Annotated in this window: 17 protein-coding genes; all 17 read right to left on the bottom strand. The window is 47.7% G+C overall.

The annotated features are described in order from the left end of the window. Positions 1-72: 72 nt before the first annotated feature. Positions 73-552, bottom strand: coding sequence for a ribonuclease HI (rnhA, locus tag HNQ56_RS12230; protein ID WP_429146337.1), 480 nt, complete (start codon positions 550-552; stop codon positions 73-75). Positions 553-573: 21 nt separating this feature from the next. Beyond that, positions 574-2,247: a MutS-related protein gene (locus HNQ56_RS12225; protein WP_429146334.1), complete on the bottom strand. Its 1,674-nt coding sequence runs from the start codon at positions 2,245-2,247 to the stop codon at positions 574-576. Positions 2,248-2,444: 197 nt separating this feature from the next. Beyond that, positions 2,445-3,518 (bottom strand): C40 family peptidase, encoded by a 1,074-nt coding sequence (locus HNQ56_RS12220; RefSeq protein WP_429146331.1) that lies wholly within the window; start codon positions 3,516-3,518, stop codon positions 2,445-2,447. A gap of 298 nt (positions 3,519-3,816) precedes the next feature. After that, the gene (gene spoIVA / locus HNQ56_RS12215; protein WP_429146329.1) at positions 3,817-5,295 is read right to left on the bottom strand and encodes a stage IV sporulation protein A; all 1,479 of its coding nucleotides are present in this window, start codon (positions 5,293-5,295) and stop codon (positions 3,817-3,819) included. 115 nt (positions 5,296-5,410) lie between these two features. Beyond that, positions 5,411-6,178 carry an inositol monophosphatase family protein gene (locus tag HNQ56_RS12210; protein WP_429146327.1) on the bottom strand — a complete coding sequence of 256 codons (768 nt, stop codon included), beginning with the start codon at positions 6,176-6,178 and terminating at the stop codon, positions 5,411-5,413. 45 nt (positions 6,179-6,223) lie between these two features. Then, positions 6,224-7,234, bottom strand: coding sequence for an NAD(P)H-dependent glycerol-3-phosphate dehydrogenase (locus HNQ56_RS12205; protein ID WP_429146325.1), 1,011 nt, complete (start codon positions 7,232-7,234; stop codon positions 6,224-6,226). A gap of 45 nt (positions 7,235-7,279) precedes the next feature. Further along, positions 7,280-7,897, bottom strand: coding sequence for a glycerol-3-phosphate 1-O-acyltransferase PlsY (gene plsY, locus HNQ56_RS12200; RefSeq protein ID WP_429146323.1), 618 nt, complete (start codon positions 7,895-7,897; stop codon positions 7,280-7,282). After that, on the bottom strand, positions 7,898-9,223 hold the full coding sequence (gene der / locus HNQ56_RS12195; protein ID WP_429146320.1) for a ribosome biogenesis GTPase Der: 1,326 nt from the start codon (positions 9,221-9,223) through the stop codon (positions 7,898-7,900). A 242-nt stretch (positions 9,224-9,465) separates the two neighbouring features. Next, on the bottom strand, positions 9,466-10,317 hold the full coding sequence (gene pgeF / locus HNQ56_RS12190) for a peptidoglycan editing factor PgeF (RefSeq protein ID WP_429146318.1): 852 nt from the start codon (positions 10,315-10,317) through the stop codon (positions 9,466-9,468). 130 nt (positions 10,318-10,447) lie between these two features. Beyond that, on the bottom strand, positions 10,448-10,798 hold the full coding sequence (locus HNQ56_RS12185) for a YraN family protein (RefSeq protein WP_429146316.1): 351 nt from the start codon (positions 10,796-10,798) through the stop codon (positions 10,448-10,450). Beyond that, entirely contained in the window at positions 10,791-11,126 is a 336-nt protein-coding gene (locus tag HNQ56_RS12180) for an EscU/YscU/HrcU family type III secretion system export apparatus switch protein (protein ID WP_429146313.1), read from the bottom strand. The genes HNQ56_RS12185 and HNQ56_RS12180 overlap by 8 nt, the downstream gene beginning before the upstream one ends. A 26-nt stretch (positions 11,127-11,152) precedes the next feature. Continuing rightward, positions 11,153-11,947, bottom strand: a complete 795-nt coding sequence (gene rnhB, locus HNQ56_RS12175; protein ID WP_429146311.1) for a ribonuclease HII — start codon at positions 11,945-11,947, stop codon at positions 11,153-11,155. A gap of 109 nt (positions 11,948-12,056) precedes the next feature. Then, positions 12,057-12,932: a ribosome biogenesis GTPase YlqF gene (ylqF, locus tag HNQ56_RS12170; protein ID WP_429146308.1), complete on the bottom strand. Its 876-nt coding sequence runs from the start codon at positions 12,930-12,932 to the stop codon at positions 12,057-12,059. A gap of 37 nt (positions 12,933-12,969) precedes the next feature. Then, positions 12,970-13,572 (bottom strand): signal peptidase I, encoded by a 603-nt coding sequence (gene lepB, locus HNQ56_RS12165; RefSeq protein ID WP_429146305.1) that lies wholly within the window; start codon positions 13,570-13,572, stop codon positions 12,970-12,972. Positions 13,573-13,646: 74 nt separating this feature from the next. Continuing rightward, the gene (gene rplS, locus HNQ56_RS12160) at positions 13,647-13,994 is read right to left on the bottom strand and encodes a 50S ribosomal protein L19 (protein WP_429146302.1); all 348 of its coding nucleotides are present in this window, start codon (positions 13,992-13,994) and stop codon (positions 13,647-13,649) included. 177 nt (positions 13,995-14,171) lie between these two features. After that, on the bottom strand, positions 14,172-15,650 hold the full coding sequence (locus HNQ56_RS12155; RefSeq protein ID WP_429146299.1) for a DUF4830 domain-containing protein: 1,479 nt from the start codon (positions 15,648-15,650) through the stop codon (positions 14,172-14,174). Beyond that, positions 15,647-16,006 carry a BlaI/MecI/CopY family transcriptional regulator gene (locus tag HNQ56_RS12150; protein ID WP_429146296.1) on the bottom strand — a complete coding sequence of 120 codons (360 nt, stop codon included), beginning with the start codon at positions 16,004-16,006 and terminating at the stop codon, positions 15,647-15,649. The genes HNQ56_RS12155 and HNQ56_RS12150 overlap by 4 nt, the downstream gene beginning before the upstream one ends. Positions 16,007-16,033 lie beyond the last annotated feature (27 nt).

Genomic DNA, 16,033 nt, shown 5'->3' with positions numbered 1-16,033 from the left:
CCTTTCGTATACATTGTCAACAACGTAATCATTCTGATGTCTATCAAAATTCTATCTTGTATTCTGTACTGTCTATTCCTCTGATACTACGTCTTCCTGCAATTCATCGCCATCCGCCGCCGTGGTTGCCAGCACATCGCAGCGCTCGTTCATCGGATGGCCGTTATGTCCCTTCACCCACTCATAACGCACCTGATGGGGCTCCATTGCTTTCAGCAGCCTTTTCCATAGATCAATATTTTTAACAGGCTCATTCTTTCCCCTCTTCCAGCCCTTCTTAATCCATCCCTCCAGCCAATGCTCATTAAAGGCCTTCACAAGATACTGGGAATCAGAATAAAGCACCACCTGACAGGGTCTGGTCAATGCCTCCAGTCCTGCGATTGCCGCCATAAGCTCCATCCGGTTATTGGTGGTCTTCCGGTAGCCGCCGGAATACTCCCTTTCATGAACCGTACCCTTAGAATCAACAAATACGACAACAGCGCCGTAGCCGCCGGGTCCTTCCGGGTTTCCTCTGGCTGCTCCATCCGTATAAATTGTAACGTTCATATGAATCCTACACCTTTCTGTTTACACCAAATCTTTCCACTCGCCTTCGGTGAGAAACTCCTGGGCAGCTTGTTCCGCCGAGGTGATAATCCCCTCCGGATATCCAAGCATATCCAGCAGCCGGATGGCATTCTTGGAAACAGCCTTCCCCTGGTAGAGCTTATAATCAAATAAGACCTGCTTATCCTCAATCCGTTCCTGGAAGTGGTAATTGGAGAAGCTGTTCTCCAGGATATGGGTCAGCTCAATATCATGGGTCGCCGCAAACACCATAGCATTCTGCCCGGCCAGGCTATGCAGAATCCGGGAGGAGGCCGCAATTCTCTCCAGGGTATTGGTTCCCCGCAGCACCTCATCAATAAAGCAAAGCATGGGGATGTCCTCATTCACATGATCCAGAATCCGCTTTAATGATTTTATCTCTACAATATAATAGCTTTCGTTGCCGAAGATATTATCCCTGAGGGCCATGGAGGAATAAATCAGGAAAAAGCTCCCCCGGTAGCTGCGCGCGGTGGAGGTATATATGGTCTGGGACAATATTGCATTGATTGCCAGCACCTTAATAAAGGTAGATTTGCCCGAAGCGTTGGAGCCGGTCAGGAGCACGCTGCGATCCTCCGTAATGGAATTGGGAACCGGCGACTCCAGCAGGGGATGGTACAAATCCTCCGCTTCCAGAAAGGGCTTTTCAGACCGGGACAGCTCCGGCTCACAATAATAATAGATTGATTTGCGGAAGGAAGCCGCCGCAGTCATACTGTCCAGATAACCAATCTTCTCATAGATACGGTTTAATACCGCATGGCTCTTTTTAAAGAAATTGAGCATGGAATTATATTTAATCAAATCCAAGTGAAAGAGCATCCTGAAATAATCCATAATAGCATCCACCAGGCTGCCGGTTGCCTTCTTAGGAGCCAGAATAAATGCTCCCCGCTTAATTTTGCTAAAATGCCTGATATCCTCCCGCAGCAGCCCGGTATACTCCCTAATCTGAGGAAGATCCAGCTTAACAATCTCCTTGGCGCTGTCCAGCACGCCAAAAAGATAAGAGAATACGGTGATATAATTCTCGATCTTCGCCTTGCAGGAATAGTAATGAAAGATATTGACGATTACAAAGGCGAAGGTTCCTACCACACCGATTCCCGGATTGACAAAAATAAAGGAGACGGACGCCAGTAATCCAAGATCCAGCAGGTAGTGGATCAGATTGCTTCCCACTTCCTGTTCCTGAAGCCGGTTAATGTATTCAAAAACGGAAATACTTCTCAGCTTCCCCATCTCATGCAGCCTTGTCTGGAGCAGAATTCGGCTCTCTTCCTCTTCCTCAAAGAATTTCATCAGCCGGTTCCGCTCCGTCAATTCCTCCTGGGAGAAGCAGGGCTTGCGAAGCAGCCCATAAAGATACTCTTCTCCAATGGAGGACTGGGTATTATTGATATCAATAAAAATCTCGTCCATGTCCAGATCATTCCAGGTGATATCGTCAATGTCCAGATGCTTGTCCCTGACGGAGGAATAATAAGCTTTGATGGATTCCAGCTTTTCCGAGGAATACTCCTGGGAAGGGATATCGCCCCATTCCTTCTTTAAACGCCGCCTTAACTCTTTCTGATAGTTGATATTGCTTATGTGGCTCCATATTACAATAGCGGCCACCAAGGCCGCTAAGATTAAGATATAAGTCATAGTCTTCTGCTCCTGCCTGTCATTATTGGAAGTCGATATCATCAACTTACTTAGGGCTTATTATAAATTTCTATTCCGGTGATGTCAACCGCTTTGTGTAAATAACCGACAGATGTAGTGTTGCCCCTATATTTTAGGGAGAAAATGGCTGGGTATCTTATATACCCAGCCATACATTATCATTCTATCAGCTATTCTTAACCATTGATGTACCGAACATATTTAACCGGCTTCCGGTAATACATGCCGGAGATCTTGATGCCATCCCTCTTGTTGCTGGCATGGATCACTCTACCGTTACCGATATAGATGGCAACATGATTAATATAGGAGGAGCTTCCGTAGAACACCAGGTCACCGGGCTTTAAATTGGAAGATGAAATGGTCTTGCCGCCTCTTGCCTGCTCTCTGGAGGTTCTGGGAATGCTGTAACCCAGCTTTCTGTAAAGAGCCTGTGTATAGCCGGAACAGTCAACTCCTCTTCCGAGAGTGGTACCTCCCCATACATAAGCATCTCCCAGGTACTGCTTTGCCAGATTGATCAATTTCACACGGGTGGAGGAAACTCCGGAACCGTATTCTAATTCCTCTACGGAAACTGCCTTGATCAGCTCAAAGGATAAATCCACATACTCCTTGGCTACATATCCGGGAGTTCCATTTTCCGAATCATCTGAGTCAAGATTTACCTGAACCCACTTGCCATGCTCCTCATCATCCGTAATGACTCTGGCATCCAGTACCACCATCTCCTCGCCCTTGGCAATCTGATCGATTACCTCAGCATCGGTGGTAGGCTCCTTACGGACACGAAGGCCTCCCGTATTGGCTGTTGCCACATAGTTCCCTACCTTCCGGGCCAATGCGGTGGCTTCCGGGCCGGTAATCAGGTAGGAAGCCTTTACATAACCGCTAACCTTGCCCGATTTAATCTTCGCCCATCCGTCTTCTGTCAGCTCAAGTATCTCACATCCCCCGTTTTTCGGAAGCTTGCCGATTATCTTGTAATTCTCGCCCGCCCCGGAACGGATATTTAAATTATTCACCACATCGGCAATTCCGATATTGGTAAAGCCCGGGATGGGTATATCGTAAGTTGATAAACTGGATATCTCTGTCCCCTCATCACCGCTTCCCGTACTGGAGGTTAATTTATCAAAGGTGAAACCGGCAACTGCCTCTTCAAATGCAAATACTGTCCTGGGACTGGCTGTGAGCACCATTGCTCCCGTCACAACGCCTAAGGAAAACCTAAGGAGCTTCCTGTTCATTGTATGTCCTCCATAATTTTCTTGTTCTATTATGCGAACGATTATGCTGATATACTTCACCACATATGTACATGCTATGTCAATATAATGTTTGTTATACTGTCCCTCAAAATTATTACGTAAATATTAAATATATTACGTGAGTATTATAACAAACACTATACTTTTTGTCAACTCCATGTCAAACATATTTTAAATCTGGTGCAATATTTACAAAACAGGGAGCAAAAGCTTTAAAAAAAGACTACCGCAGTACGATAAATACCGTTGACCGGGTAGTCCTTCCAATGGATCATAATCAAATAATAATACAGATAAGGCCGCCGTTGCTGTCGTTAATAATCCGCTGCATGGTATCCTGAAGCTTCAACTGGCTTTCATCGGTCAGCTTGCTGATCTTCGAATTAATTCCCTCGTCCACCAGCTGCCGCACGGTTTTTCCGAAGATATTAGTCTCCCATATGCCTTCCGGATTTTCCTTGGCATTGACATTGATGTAGTTAATCAGATCCCTGGCCTGCTCCTCCGTGCCTACAATGGGAGCAACCTCCGTCATGATCTCCGCTTTAATCATGTGAATAGAAGGTGCGGTGGCCTTAATTTTAACACCGAACTTATTTCCATGCTTCATGATCTCCGGCTCCTCAATGCTTACCTCGTCCTTCATAGGCGAAACAATTCCGTAGCCCTTGGCGCGGACCTGATTCGTAGCCTGGGATACCTTTTCATATTCCGACTTCATGGCTGCCAGCTCCTTCAGGGTATGAATCAGCTGGTATTCCCCGTTAATCGGCACACCGATGAGATCACTGAGAATCTGATAATAATACATATCATCGAACTCCACATTGACACTTACGGTACCGTCCTGCATGTTGATGTTATCCACTTTAAAACGCTTGACATACTGGCTGTCGGTATCCAGATTTGTCACCTTTGTATCCTTCATCTGGGTAATATTATGAAATACTTCCCGCACGGAAGCCACCAGATCCTTCTTCAGCCAGTGATCCGCAGGCAGAATTTCCGCCCATTTCGGCATGTAGAAATCCATCTCCGTGATCGGAAATGCATACAGAACATTTTCCATAATTCTGGTGATATCCTCTTTTCTCAGCTGTTCCGCATTCACCGGCAATACGGGAACCTGATACTCCTCCCGCATCTCTTCTGCGATGCGGAGCGTTTCATTGGAATAAGGCTTATTCGTATTCAGCAGCACGATAAAGGGTTTGCCAAGGTGTTTCAATTCATTGATGGTCCGCTCCTCCGGGGTCTTGTAACTGGCGCGGGACAGCTCGCCGAAGCTGCCGTCTGTGGTTACAACAATACCGATGGTGGAATGGTCATTGATTACCTTCCTGGTTCCAAGTTCCGCAGCCTGGGTAAAGGGAATCTCATGGTCGAACCAGGGAGTGCGAACCATGCGTTCATGCTGATTCTCGATATGGCCGGCGGCGCCGTCCACCATATATCCTACGCTGTCTATCAAACGGATTTTTACTTTCGTATCATCATCAAAGGTTATTACGGCTGCCTCTTTGGGAATAAATTTCGGTTCGGTCGTCATAATGGTTCTTCCGGCCGCAGCCTGGGGCAACTCATCAACTGCCCGCTCCCTGCTATGGACATCTTCGATACCCGGTATCACCAGGAGATCCATGAACCTTTTGATGAAGGTGGACTTTCCTGTTCTAACCGGCCCTACTACGCCTATGTATATTTCACCGCCTGTCCTAGCCTGAATATCATTATAAACATCATACTGCCCTAGCATGTGCCAACCCTCCTTATAGTTATAGTTAAGCATATGCAGGGATGTTTCATTCTATGAATAGGAAAACAGATTCAAACAAAGGCGGATAAATATGATTTATCCGCCTTGCATCAGATCAAATCTGATCCGCCATTTTATGAAATTCTTCGTACGCCGCCGGGGCAGCCGCCACAACGGGACAGCCCTCGGTCAGTGGAAGCTCACCGCCTCCGACCTTTGATATTCTGCCTCCCGCTTCCGTCAGAATCAGGGATGCCGCCGCATAATCCCAGGGGGATAGCTGCAATTCATAATAAAGAACAAAACGGCCGGCAGCCACATAGCAGATATCCAGTGCGGCCGAGCCGCTTCTGCGGATATCCAGCGCCCGGTCATATAATTTACGCATCAGGGCGAAGGTCTCATCCGCCTTCTCACGGTAATAAGGGCAGGTGCCTACGGAAACCAGCCCTTCGCTGAGAGACTGGTCAGTCAGCCTCAAAGGCTTGTGATTCAAATAAGCGCCGGTTCCCTTTACCGCATGGAAGGTTTCATCCAGATAGGGATTGTATACCACTCCGGCAACCATCTGTCCGTGATACATTAATCCTACGCTGATGGCACTGTGATGATAGTCCAGAATAAAGTTGGTGGTGCCGTCAATGGGATCAATGATGAAGCAGTATTCCCCGGGCGGCCCGTTATTGTCATCCTCTTCCCCGATAAATGTCGCCCGGGGGTACAGCTCGCCCAACCGGGAGTACAGAAACCGCTGAACCTCTATATCGTACTTGGTGACAAAATTAGCTCTGCCTTCCTTGCTTTTTGTATCCTCTTGTATATTGCGGGCCTTTGTCATAATCTGACCCGCTTCCTTTACAATTGCAATAATTTCTTGTATCATTTCTCTCTCCGCTTCAGCGATATCCCAAGGATTGCGGATCGCCGGTTAGTCCCACTCCAGGGATTTGTGCTCCTTCTGCTTGTCCCTTCCCAGAAGATCATAGAGTGCCTCCTTGGGAGCCTTTCCTTCAAAGAGAACCAGATTAATCTGCTCTACAATGGGCATCTCCACCCCATTCCTCCGGGCCAGTGCCAATGCAGCCCTGGCGGAATTGATTCCTTCCACCACCTGGCCCACCTGTTTCATGGCTTCCTCCATGGACTTGCCCTGTCCCATGAGATAGCCTGCATTCCAGTTACGGCTGTGCTTACTGTTACAGGTTACAAACAGATCTCCGAAACCGGACAGACCGGAGAAGGTCTCTATTCTTCCCCCCATCCGGATTCCCAGCCGGCTGATCTCCGCCATTCCCCTGGTCATCAGGGCAGCCTTCGTATTATCTCCATAACCCAGGCCGTCAACAACACCGGCAGCCAGAGCGATTACATTTTTCAAAGAGCCGCCCAGCTCAATTCCGATAATATCCGGGCTGGTATATACACGGAATACATCCGTCATGAAAACATCCTGAATATATCTGGCCGTCTCCCTGGTGCGGGCGCCCACAACAATGGTGGTGGGAATCTGGCGGCTTACTTCCTCTGCATGGCTGGGGCCGGATAATACAGCCACATCCGCCTGAGGAATCTCTGAGCTGATTACCTCGGAAAGGGTATAAAGAGTTCCATCCTCTATGCCCTTCGACACATTTACCAGCATCTGCCCCTCTCTGATATAAGGGCTGGCATCATGGGAGGTGGAACGGATATAGGGTGAGGCTACCGCCATTACGAGTAAATCCCTGTCCTTGCAGGCCTCCTCCAGGTTAAGGGTAATCTGAATCTGCTCAGGCAAAACCGCACCGGGAAGATTCTTCATGTTGTTGCGGTTTTCTTTCAACGCCGCAGCTTCTGCTTCGATTTTCGTCCAAATAGTAACCTCATGCCCATTATTGGCAAGCAATATTGCCAGGGCACATCCCCAAGTCCCCGCACCTAAGACACTAACCTTACTCATAAGCTCCTCCTTATTAGATGTTTTTTATCAATATGATGTTTTTTATTACATCTTTACTCTCTGGCCAATTTTATTCTCTGTCCCATTGATCAGGCGCCTAATATTGGACCGATGCTTGAGGAAGGCCAGGGCCATGAAGACCAGAGCCACCGCCAGCATATGTAGGTCCCCCGGATGGCGGATTGCGATCCAGATGGGAAATAAGACGGCAATTGCCAGGGAACCGACGGATACATACTTCGTAATAAGAATAGATAAAACAAACAAAGGAAGTCCCACAGGAATAATCCAGGGATCCACGCTGGCCATTACTCCTCCGGTAGCCGCCATGCCCTTTCCGCCCTTAAACTTCAGCCAGAAGGGGTAATTATGCCCGATTACCACGCCCAAGCCGGTATAGATGGAAAACAAATCCAGCCGCTCCGCTCCGGGATAAAAAACATACTTCACCAGCAGAATAGCAATAACAGCCTTCAGCACGTCACCCACCAGAGTGATGGCTCCCGCCTTCGCTCCCAGGGTTCTGAGGGCATTGGTGGTGCCCATATTGCCGCTGCCGTATTGGCGGATATCCACCTTATTCAGCTTACCTACAAAATATGCGGTTGAAAAACATCCCATAATATAACCGAAAACCAGACAAATTATGATTCCAGGAATCATTTATGCGTTCTCCTTTCGCTCCCTGATGATAAATTTTAATGAGGTTCCGGCAAAACCAAAGGCCTCCCGGATTTTATTCTCGATATACCTGGTATAAGAATAGTGCATTAATTCTTTATCGTTGACAAAGATTACGAAAGTCGGAGGTTTTACGGACACCTGGGTGATGTAGTATAATTTTAAACGCCTGCCCTTGTCCGAAGGCGGCTGCTGAAGTGAGACCGCTTCCATCAATATCTCATTCAGCACCCCGGTGGCAATGCGGAGATTCTGATTCTGGATTACCACCTCTATGATTTCAAAAAGCTTGTGCAGCCTCTGACCGGTCTCCGCCGAGATAAAAAGAATCTCCGCATACGGCATAAAGGACAGTATCTCCCGGATATCCGCCGTATATTCCTTGACCGTCTTATTGTTCTTCTCAATCAGATCCCATTTATTCACGGCAATGATCATGCCCTTGCCCCTGTCATGGGCAATGCCCGCGATCTTGGCATCCTGTTCCGTCACGCCTTCCTCCGCATCAATGACAAGCACCACCACGTCCGCACGCTCCACAGCCGATACGGTGCGGATAATGCTGAAACGCTCCAGCTCCTCTTTGATTTTACTCTTCCGGCGAAGACCCGCCGTATCAATCAGTATATATTCCTTACCGTTGCGGCGGATGGGAGTATCGATGGCATCCCTTGTGGTGCCTGCGATATTGGAAACGATAACCCTGGTCTCCCCTACCAGTTTGTTAACGATAGAGGATTTCCCTACATTGGGCTTTCCCACAATGGCGATTCTGGGCCTTTCATCGTTCTCCTCCCGGATATTGCCGGAGGTAAAATGCTTCACCACCTCATCCAGCATGTCGCCAAGACCCAACTTTCCGGAAGCGGATATGGGAAAGGGTTCTCCGATTCCCAGATTATAGAATTCATATACATCGGCCATCAGCTTTTCAAAGCTGTCCACCTTGTTTACTACCAGCACCACCGGCTTACCGGAACGGCGGAGCATATCGGCCACCTTAAAGTCAGCATCCACCAGACCCTGTCTCACATCCACCAGGAAGATAATCACCCCCGCCGTATCAATGGCGGTCTGAGCCTGGCTTCTCATATAGGACAGCATCTCGTCCTTGCTGTCCGGTTCAATTCCTCCGGTATCTATCATGGTAAATTGTGTGTTCAGCCATGTCACATCGGCATAGATCCGGTCTCTGGTTACACCGGGATAATCCTTGACGATGGAGATACGCTCACCCGCCAAGGCATTAAATAGTGTAGATTTGCCTACATTGGGCCTGCCTACAATGGCTACAATTGGTTTGCTCATATTATACCTGTGCCTTTCCTTATTACTTTCCTTATTAAAGAGTGACTGAATTAGTCACGAACTTTCCATCTGATTGTACAATACGTACATGAGTTTGTAAAGAAGATTCCATCACCATACAAAGGGGAGGTAGTGAAGAGTAACAGTGGAGAATGTGGCTGGGAGGAGGGCTTAGTACTCCCAGCCACATTCTCCACTGCTACGTGATTGTACAATTTTCATCTCTGTGGTTATTTTTTACTCTATTCTGTAATTGCCAGGAATGCTCCCAGACTTCCCCGCTGTCCCATGGTTTTCCTATGGGAGAATAACAGATCTTCGTTGCAGCAGGTACAAACTCTGCTGGTATGGATGTTCTCTTCAGAAAGACCTGCCAGTAATAGAATTTGACGGTTGGCTTCCCATAAATCACAGCTGAACTTACCGGCTTCACTACGGGGTGTCAGAATACCGGTATCATAGGCTCCGGGGAAGACACGTTCGAACTCTGCGGCTACTTCGACGCCGATTTCGAAGCAGTCATGGCAGATGGAGGGGCCGATCACAGCGATGATATCCTCCAGGCGGCTGCCGAAGTGCTTGTGCATCTCTTCTGCGGTAATTCTGCCGATCTCTGCCACTGTTCCCCGCCATCCCGAATGGGAAAGGCCGATGGAACGCCGGTTCACATCTACAAAATATAAGGGCACACAGTCCGCGTACTTGGTAACCAGGGTTACATTAGGTTCCTGGGTGATCAGACCGTCGATCTCCGCATAGCCTCGGGGACGCAGGACCCCTTTTCCGCGGTCCTCCCCGGTGACAAGACGGATATTGGTCTTATGGACCTGCTGGGATAGTACCAGGCTGCCTATATCCACTCCAATGCCCTCTGCCATCCGGCGGAAGTTCTCCCTGATATTTTCGGGAGCATCCGGAGCCAGGCCGGTGGTGTTGCCGAGATTCATAGAGGAATAAACACCCTCGCTGACCCCGCCCAGACGGGTAGAAAAGCCGTGCCGGATAAAGGGAAGCTCTGAGAGGACAGGGAAGGACAGATAGGGGACCTCCCTGCTAAAATCAATTTGCGCGTCAGAGGAATTCTGAAATTTCATAGAAATCACCTGGCCTTTCTTCTGAATCGGAGGAATGGGATATTCCCAGTATGCCAATAGCTTTCGGTCAATAAGCTTCGGCCGTTTAGCTGCTTGCTCATAACTTTATTTTGGCTTCACAGCGACGGGATTATATCCCGTCAAAGGCATTTTTAATGAGGGAAATCTCATTGTCGAGAATGACGACAACATCAAAACGGCAGGGGGTATCTACGGGAAGCCGGTGCAGCAGCAGGTAGAATTCCGCCGTGTGAACAATTTTTCGTATCTTATGGGGCGTAACGGCTTCCGACGGGTAACCGCTGGAGGAACTGGAGCGGTATTTTACCTCAATAAAGCAGAGATAGCCTTCGTTTCTGGCGATCAGGTCAATCTCCCCGATTCTGCAGCGGAAGTTGCGCTCCAAAATAGTATATCCCCGGTCCGCAAGATATCCGGCTGCCTGCTGCTCGAATTCAGAACCCACGGCCCGCTTATTCATCCTCCATACCTGCCTTACCCTTGATTCGGTCCATCCGGTCAACAAAAACCAGAATCTCAGCTACAATCTCATATAGCTCGGGAGGGATCATCTCCCCAAGCTCCAGCCTGGACAGGGTATCCGCCAGCTTCGCATCCTGATGCAGCGGAACCTGGGCCTCCCGGGCCCGGTTGATGATCTTCTCGGCAAGATAGCCCTTTCCTGTGGCGATGACCTTGGGGGCATCCTCACCGGCCTCATAGGAAAGTGCGACAGCGGTTTTATTCTTGAATATGAAATCAGCCTCTTGCTGCTTTTGGTTGTTTCCTTCCTGTCTGGATTCTTCCATAAAGCCTCCTTTCCCCCCGTCTTGCATTAAGCCGGAGCAAAATTCTTCACAAAGGATCTGCGGTGAATCGGCGTCAGACCATGCTGGCGGATGGCTTCTATATGCCTGGCGGAGCCATATCCCTTATTACCGGCAAAATCATATTGGGGAAAGACCTGGTGATAGGCTCCCATCATGCGGTCCCTCGTCACCTTGGCTACTATGCTGGCCGCCGCAATGGAGATGCTCTTGGCATCCCCCTTGATAATCGGAACCTGGCGGATGGAAATCCCCGGTATGGTAACCGCGTCGTTTAACAGTATATCCGGTTTAACGCTAAGATTTCCGATGGCCTTGCGCATGGCTTCATAGGTGGCCTGCAATATATTGACCTCATCGATCTGATCCGGGGGAACGCTTCCCAGACCGAAGGCAATTGCCTTATCTATGATCTCATCATACAACTCCTCCCTCTTCTTCTCCGTGAGCTGTTTGGAGTCATTAATATATAAGATATTACAATCCTTCGGAAGGATGACCGCCGCGGCAATGACCGGCCCGGCGAGGGGACCCCTGCCCACCTCATCAATACCGCAAATATATTCGAATTCACTATATTTTCTTTCATATTCCTTCATTTTATCCAAGCGCTCCAATTCCTTCTGAAGTGCCTGTGCCCGGCTGCGGTACTGATTGCAGACCGTAATAACCCCGCTTCGCTGGTCCGATGCATATTGATCCAGCAGTCCGGGAATCTCCTCTGCCGAGGCTTGCATAAATTCCAGTTTAATCATGGATATCTTTTTCGGAACCGTATCCTTGGGACCTTTTCCGGCTAACATGGAGAGCCCTCCTTTTTCTTGTGTTTTTGATACAATCATATGCCTTCTATCCTGTGTGAGGGAGCAGCATGCCCTCCCCCCCTGCATCACCCCACAGGCAAGAAGCCGCTTACGGGTTTTTATTCTCCAGCGGAAACTCCAGGGTGATATTTCCCAGCTTTGTACTCCGGAAATCATCAATAAACAGGCTTGCAGCACGCTCCAGATCCGGTTCCCCGCCCTTTAACAGGCAGGAACGCTTTCTGGCTATCTCCTCCAGCACCGCCGCAGCCCGGGGAATATCCAGTTCCCCCTCCGGCATCTCCACCCCGTAACGGCTTTGCAAAACCTCCGGGTAGTGCTTATGAAGCAGCAGAATCAACTCCAAGGACATCTCCGACGTATCCACAATATTATCATTAATGGAGCCGATCAGGGCCAGCTTCAGACCTACGGACTGATCCTCAAATTTAGGCCAGAGAATTCCCGGTGTATCCAGCAGCTCTATGGTCTTGCTCAGGCGAATCCACTGCTTTCCCTTGGTAACCCCCGGCTTATTCCCCGTCTTCGTGGAAGCCTTTCCTACAAAGCTGTTAATAAAAGTGGATTTCCCCACATTGGGAATACCGACGATCATGGCCCGGACAGGACGGTTTAAGATGCCCCTCCTGCGGTCACGCTCTATCTTGGCCTGACATGCCTTGTTCACGATATCCTGAACCTGCTTCACCCCTGCACCGCTCCGGGAATTCACCAGGGTGGCATAATAACCCTTCTGCTCAAAATATTCCTTCCATGCCTGATTATAACGCTGATCCGCCATATCTGCCTTATTGAGCAGCATTACCCTGGATTTATTCTGTGCCAGCGTATCAATATCCGGATTCATACTGGAATATGGTATTCTGGCATCTACCAGCTCAATCACCACATCAATCAGCTTCATATCCTCCTGCATGGACCGTTTTGCCTTCGCCATATGACCGGGATACCATTGAAAATGCATTGATTACCTCCTGCCGCCGGACATTTTGCCCGGCCTCTTACTCTTTTTCTTTCTCTGTTTCTTTAAGCAAATTCAGCTTATTTACAAAATTAAAGGGGGATATCCGAATGAATGCCTTACCGACGATTTCCTCCCGCCGTATCATGCCCACACTGGCAAAACGGCTGTCCTCGCTGTTATTGCGATTATCACCCAGTACAAAATATTCATTCTCTTCTAATTTAATCTCTTCCGCGGCAAGCCCGTAATTTCCCATAGGCTCCACATTGACGACTTCCTTGACAGGCTCTCCGTCAATATAGATCTCTCCATCCTGAAAATGGACGGTCTCTTCCGGAAGGGCGATAATCCGCTTGATATCATAATAGCTGTGCTCTTCCCCGCTCTGCTTAAAGACAATCACATCAAAACGCTTCGGATCAGTAAAACGGTAGGAGAATTTATTAATAATAATCTGTTCCCCGTCAAACAAGGTATTCTCCATGGAGATTCCTACCACTTCCGTCCGCTCCAGGGCATAGTATACGATAAAATAGGCCAGAAAAATCACTGCCGCAATCTGTGCCGCCCAGATAAATACCTCAATAAAGATTTTCATAACCAGCGGTTTTTTACTTTCTTTATCAAAATCAAAATCCATACGGATGACCTGTCCTTTCTTGATCCCATATGATAAAAAAGGGACAATCTATTAAGCATTGTCCCTTCGTTGTACTATCTGATTAACTCTTTTACCTTAGCTCTCTTACCTACTCTATCACGCAAATAGAACAGCTTAGCCTGTCTGACCTTACCGCGTCTGGTTACCTCGATCCGGTCAATGCTGGGACTGTGCAGCGGCCAAGTCTTCTCAACACCAATACCGTTGGATGTCTTTCTTACCGTAAAGGTCTCCCTTGCTCCACCATTCTGTCTCTTTAATACGGTGCCTTCAAAAACCTGAAGTCTCTCACGGTTACCTTCCTTTACCTTTGCGTAAACCTTAACCGTGTCGCCTACGTTAAAGCTGGCAACCTCTGCCTTCAACTGCTCGGCTTCAATACTTTTAATAATATCGTTCATTTTTGTGACCTCCTTCATATTTAGATGTTCTTGATACGCGATACGATAAGCAGTTATTATGCTAATATCGCTGAATATACTCCATACACGGTACCAGAGGACCATCCCATCTCACAACAATTTACTCTAACATAAACCTGCGACAATTGCAAGCATTAAATTAACAATTTCGATGCTCTAATGCCCAAAGTCTTCTATTTTCCACCCGGTTTGAGGCGATTCATAAACCATACTGCAGTCCCAGAATTGTTCCCCGCTGCTTATGGTTCGATCCTCCCTGTATTGAAGATCTGCATAGACACGAAATCTTCTGGTATTTTCATCGTCTTCTCCGATTGGTTCGACTTTTGACAGCTTTACAGATTTTAGATTATCAAAATTTGATTCTCCAATATGGGCATCCGTTAAAGGAATTCCCTGCTCCTTGTTGAACAGTTCTTCATCCGGCATATTGACGGACAAATTGTCAATCAGAGTTTTCTTCGACATACAGTATTTTGCCGTCTCGGAATCCTGTTTATCCAGGGCCTTGAAATATTCTTCGATAATCTCCTCCGGCTTCAGCTGGGACAACCTGTCTTCCTCAATATCCGCTTTCACTTTGCCCGCAAGCCAATCGTTAATAGTCTGGCCGGTTATTTTTTCAAAGCTGTTTCCTTTCAGACTGCAGGCGTTAAAGGTGCTATGCCGCCCCGCACTGATGAAGGCGCCGATTATTCTTCCTTCGCTTTTTACGGCAATCCCTCTGCAATTCTGGATCGGATAAAACTCCTGGGGCATGCTTTCGCGGATTTTATAAATTTCAACTTCAAGATTCGTGGTGTTGGAATATGCGCCCATATCAAGGCCGATATCCTTTGACAGCTCATTGTTATAGGCAAAATAATATGCATTTGGATTAAAACCGGACAGAGCCTTGATGTCACCAAGCTTGTTTTTCATCCCGCTTATCTGGTAATCAAGGGTCCATCCATAGGCTTCAAACAATGCTGGGGCATCCATGTCGAAAGTAATATCCGTATGCTCAAAAAGGGATGCAATATAGCGCGCGAAATCTGTCCCTGTATCGCAAAGACCGCCATCCCTTTCGATATACGCTTTATTATTCAGCGTATCATAGTAAAGCAGGCAGCTATATCCTCCGATTTCATTTGACACCTCAATCTGGTATTGATCCGTATAATTGTTTTTCAGGCTCTCCTTATGCTCGGAGTGCTTGCTTCCTCTTATACTCTCATCAATGTATGACACTGCCCGGGCGTTGGTTGTTTCAAACATATCTGATGCTGCAACTCCTTTATTTTCTGAAAGAGATGAAATTTTTATTTTGTTGTATTCCGCATCGGCATATATCGTATCGGGGAGTTGAGAAGGAGTAGCTTCCATTGGATTCGAAGCATCATTCGGGCTTCCCTGGTCATTTATGCTGCTTTGGATGTCTGGGCCGCCCTGACTGCTCTGCCCCTTTTCTTCCTGCAAAGCTGCAGAGGTTCCTTCCGCCTGCCTGCTGATCATAAGAATAAGACTGACTGCAGCAACCATTATGATTGCCACAGCACTTACCCAAATTTTCGATTTTTTATAATGCAGAATATTCTTTACTCTTTCTTTTACGCCTGTTTCACCAAAGGCAAGAAGACTTAGGAATCTGCTCATTTCGTCGCCTCCTCAATCATTTTCTTGATTTGCTCCGCCTCACTTTGGGTGAGCTTCTTGTTTTGTAAAAATGCAGCAACAAAGGAGGGCAATGAATTATCGAATGCCTTTTCCAACAAATGCTCACTCTCGTATTTTTGTACCTGCATCCGTTGAACAAGGGCAGTCACTACAGCATTTTCATTTTTCAATACCCCCCGCTCCGACAACCGTTTAATTACGGAATAGGTAGTGGATTTTTTCCACCCGAATTTGCTTTGGCACAGCTTGACCAGCTCCGTAGAGTTAATCGGTTCTTTTTCCCAGACAATGCACATAAAGCGGTATTCGGCGTCAAATATTTTTAAACTCTCCATATTTATGTCCCTGCCCTGTCCCGCACA

Source organism: Anaerotaenia torta, assembly GCF_050433395.1.
In the GTDB taxonomy this organism is placed as follows: Bacteria; Bacillota; Clostridia; order Lachnospirales; family Lachnospiraceae; genus Mobilitalea; species Mobilitalea torta.
The sequence above is the reverse complement of the archived record's forward strand: the minus strand, read 5'-3'. Positions and strand labels throughout refer to the sequence as shown.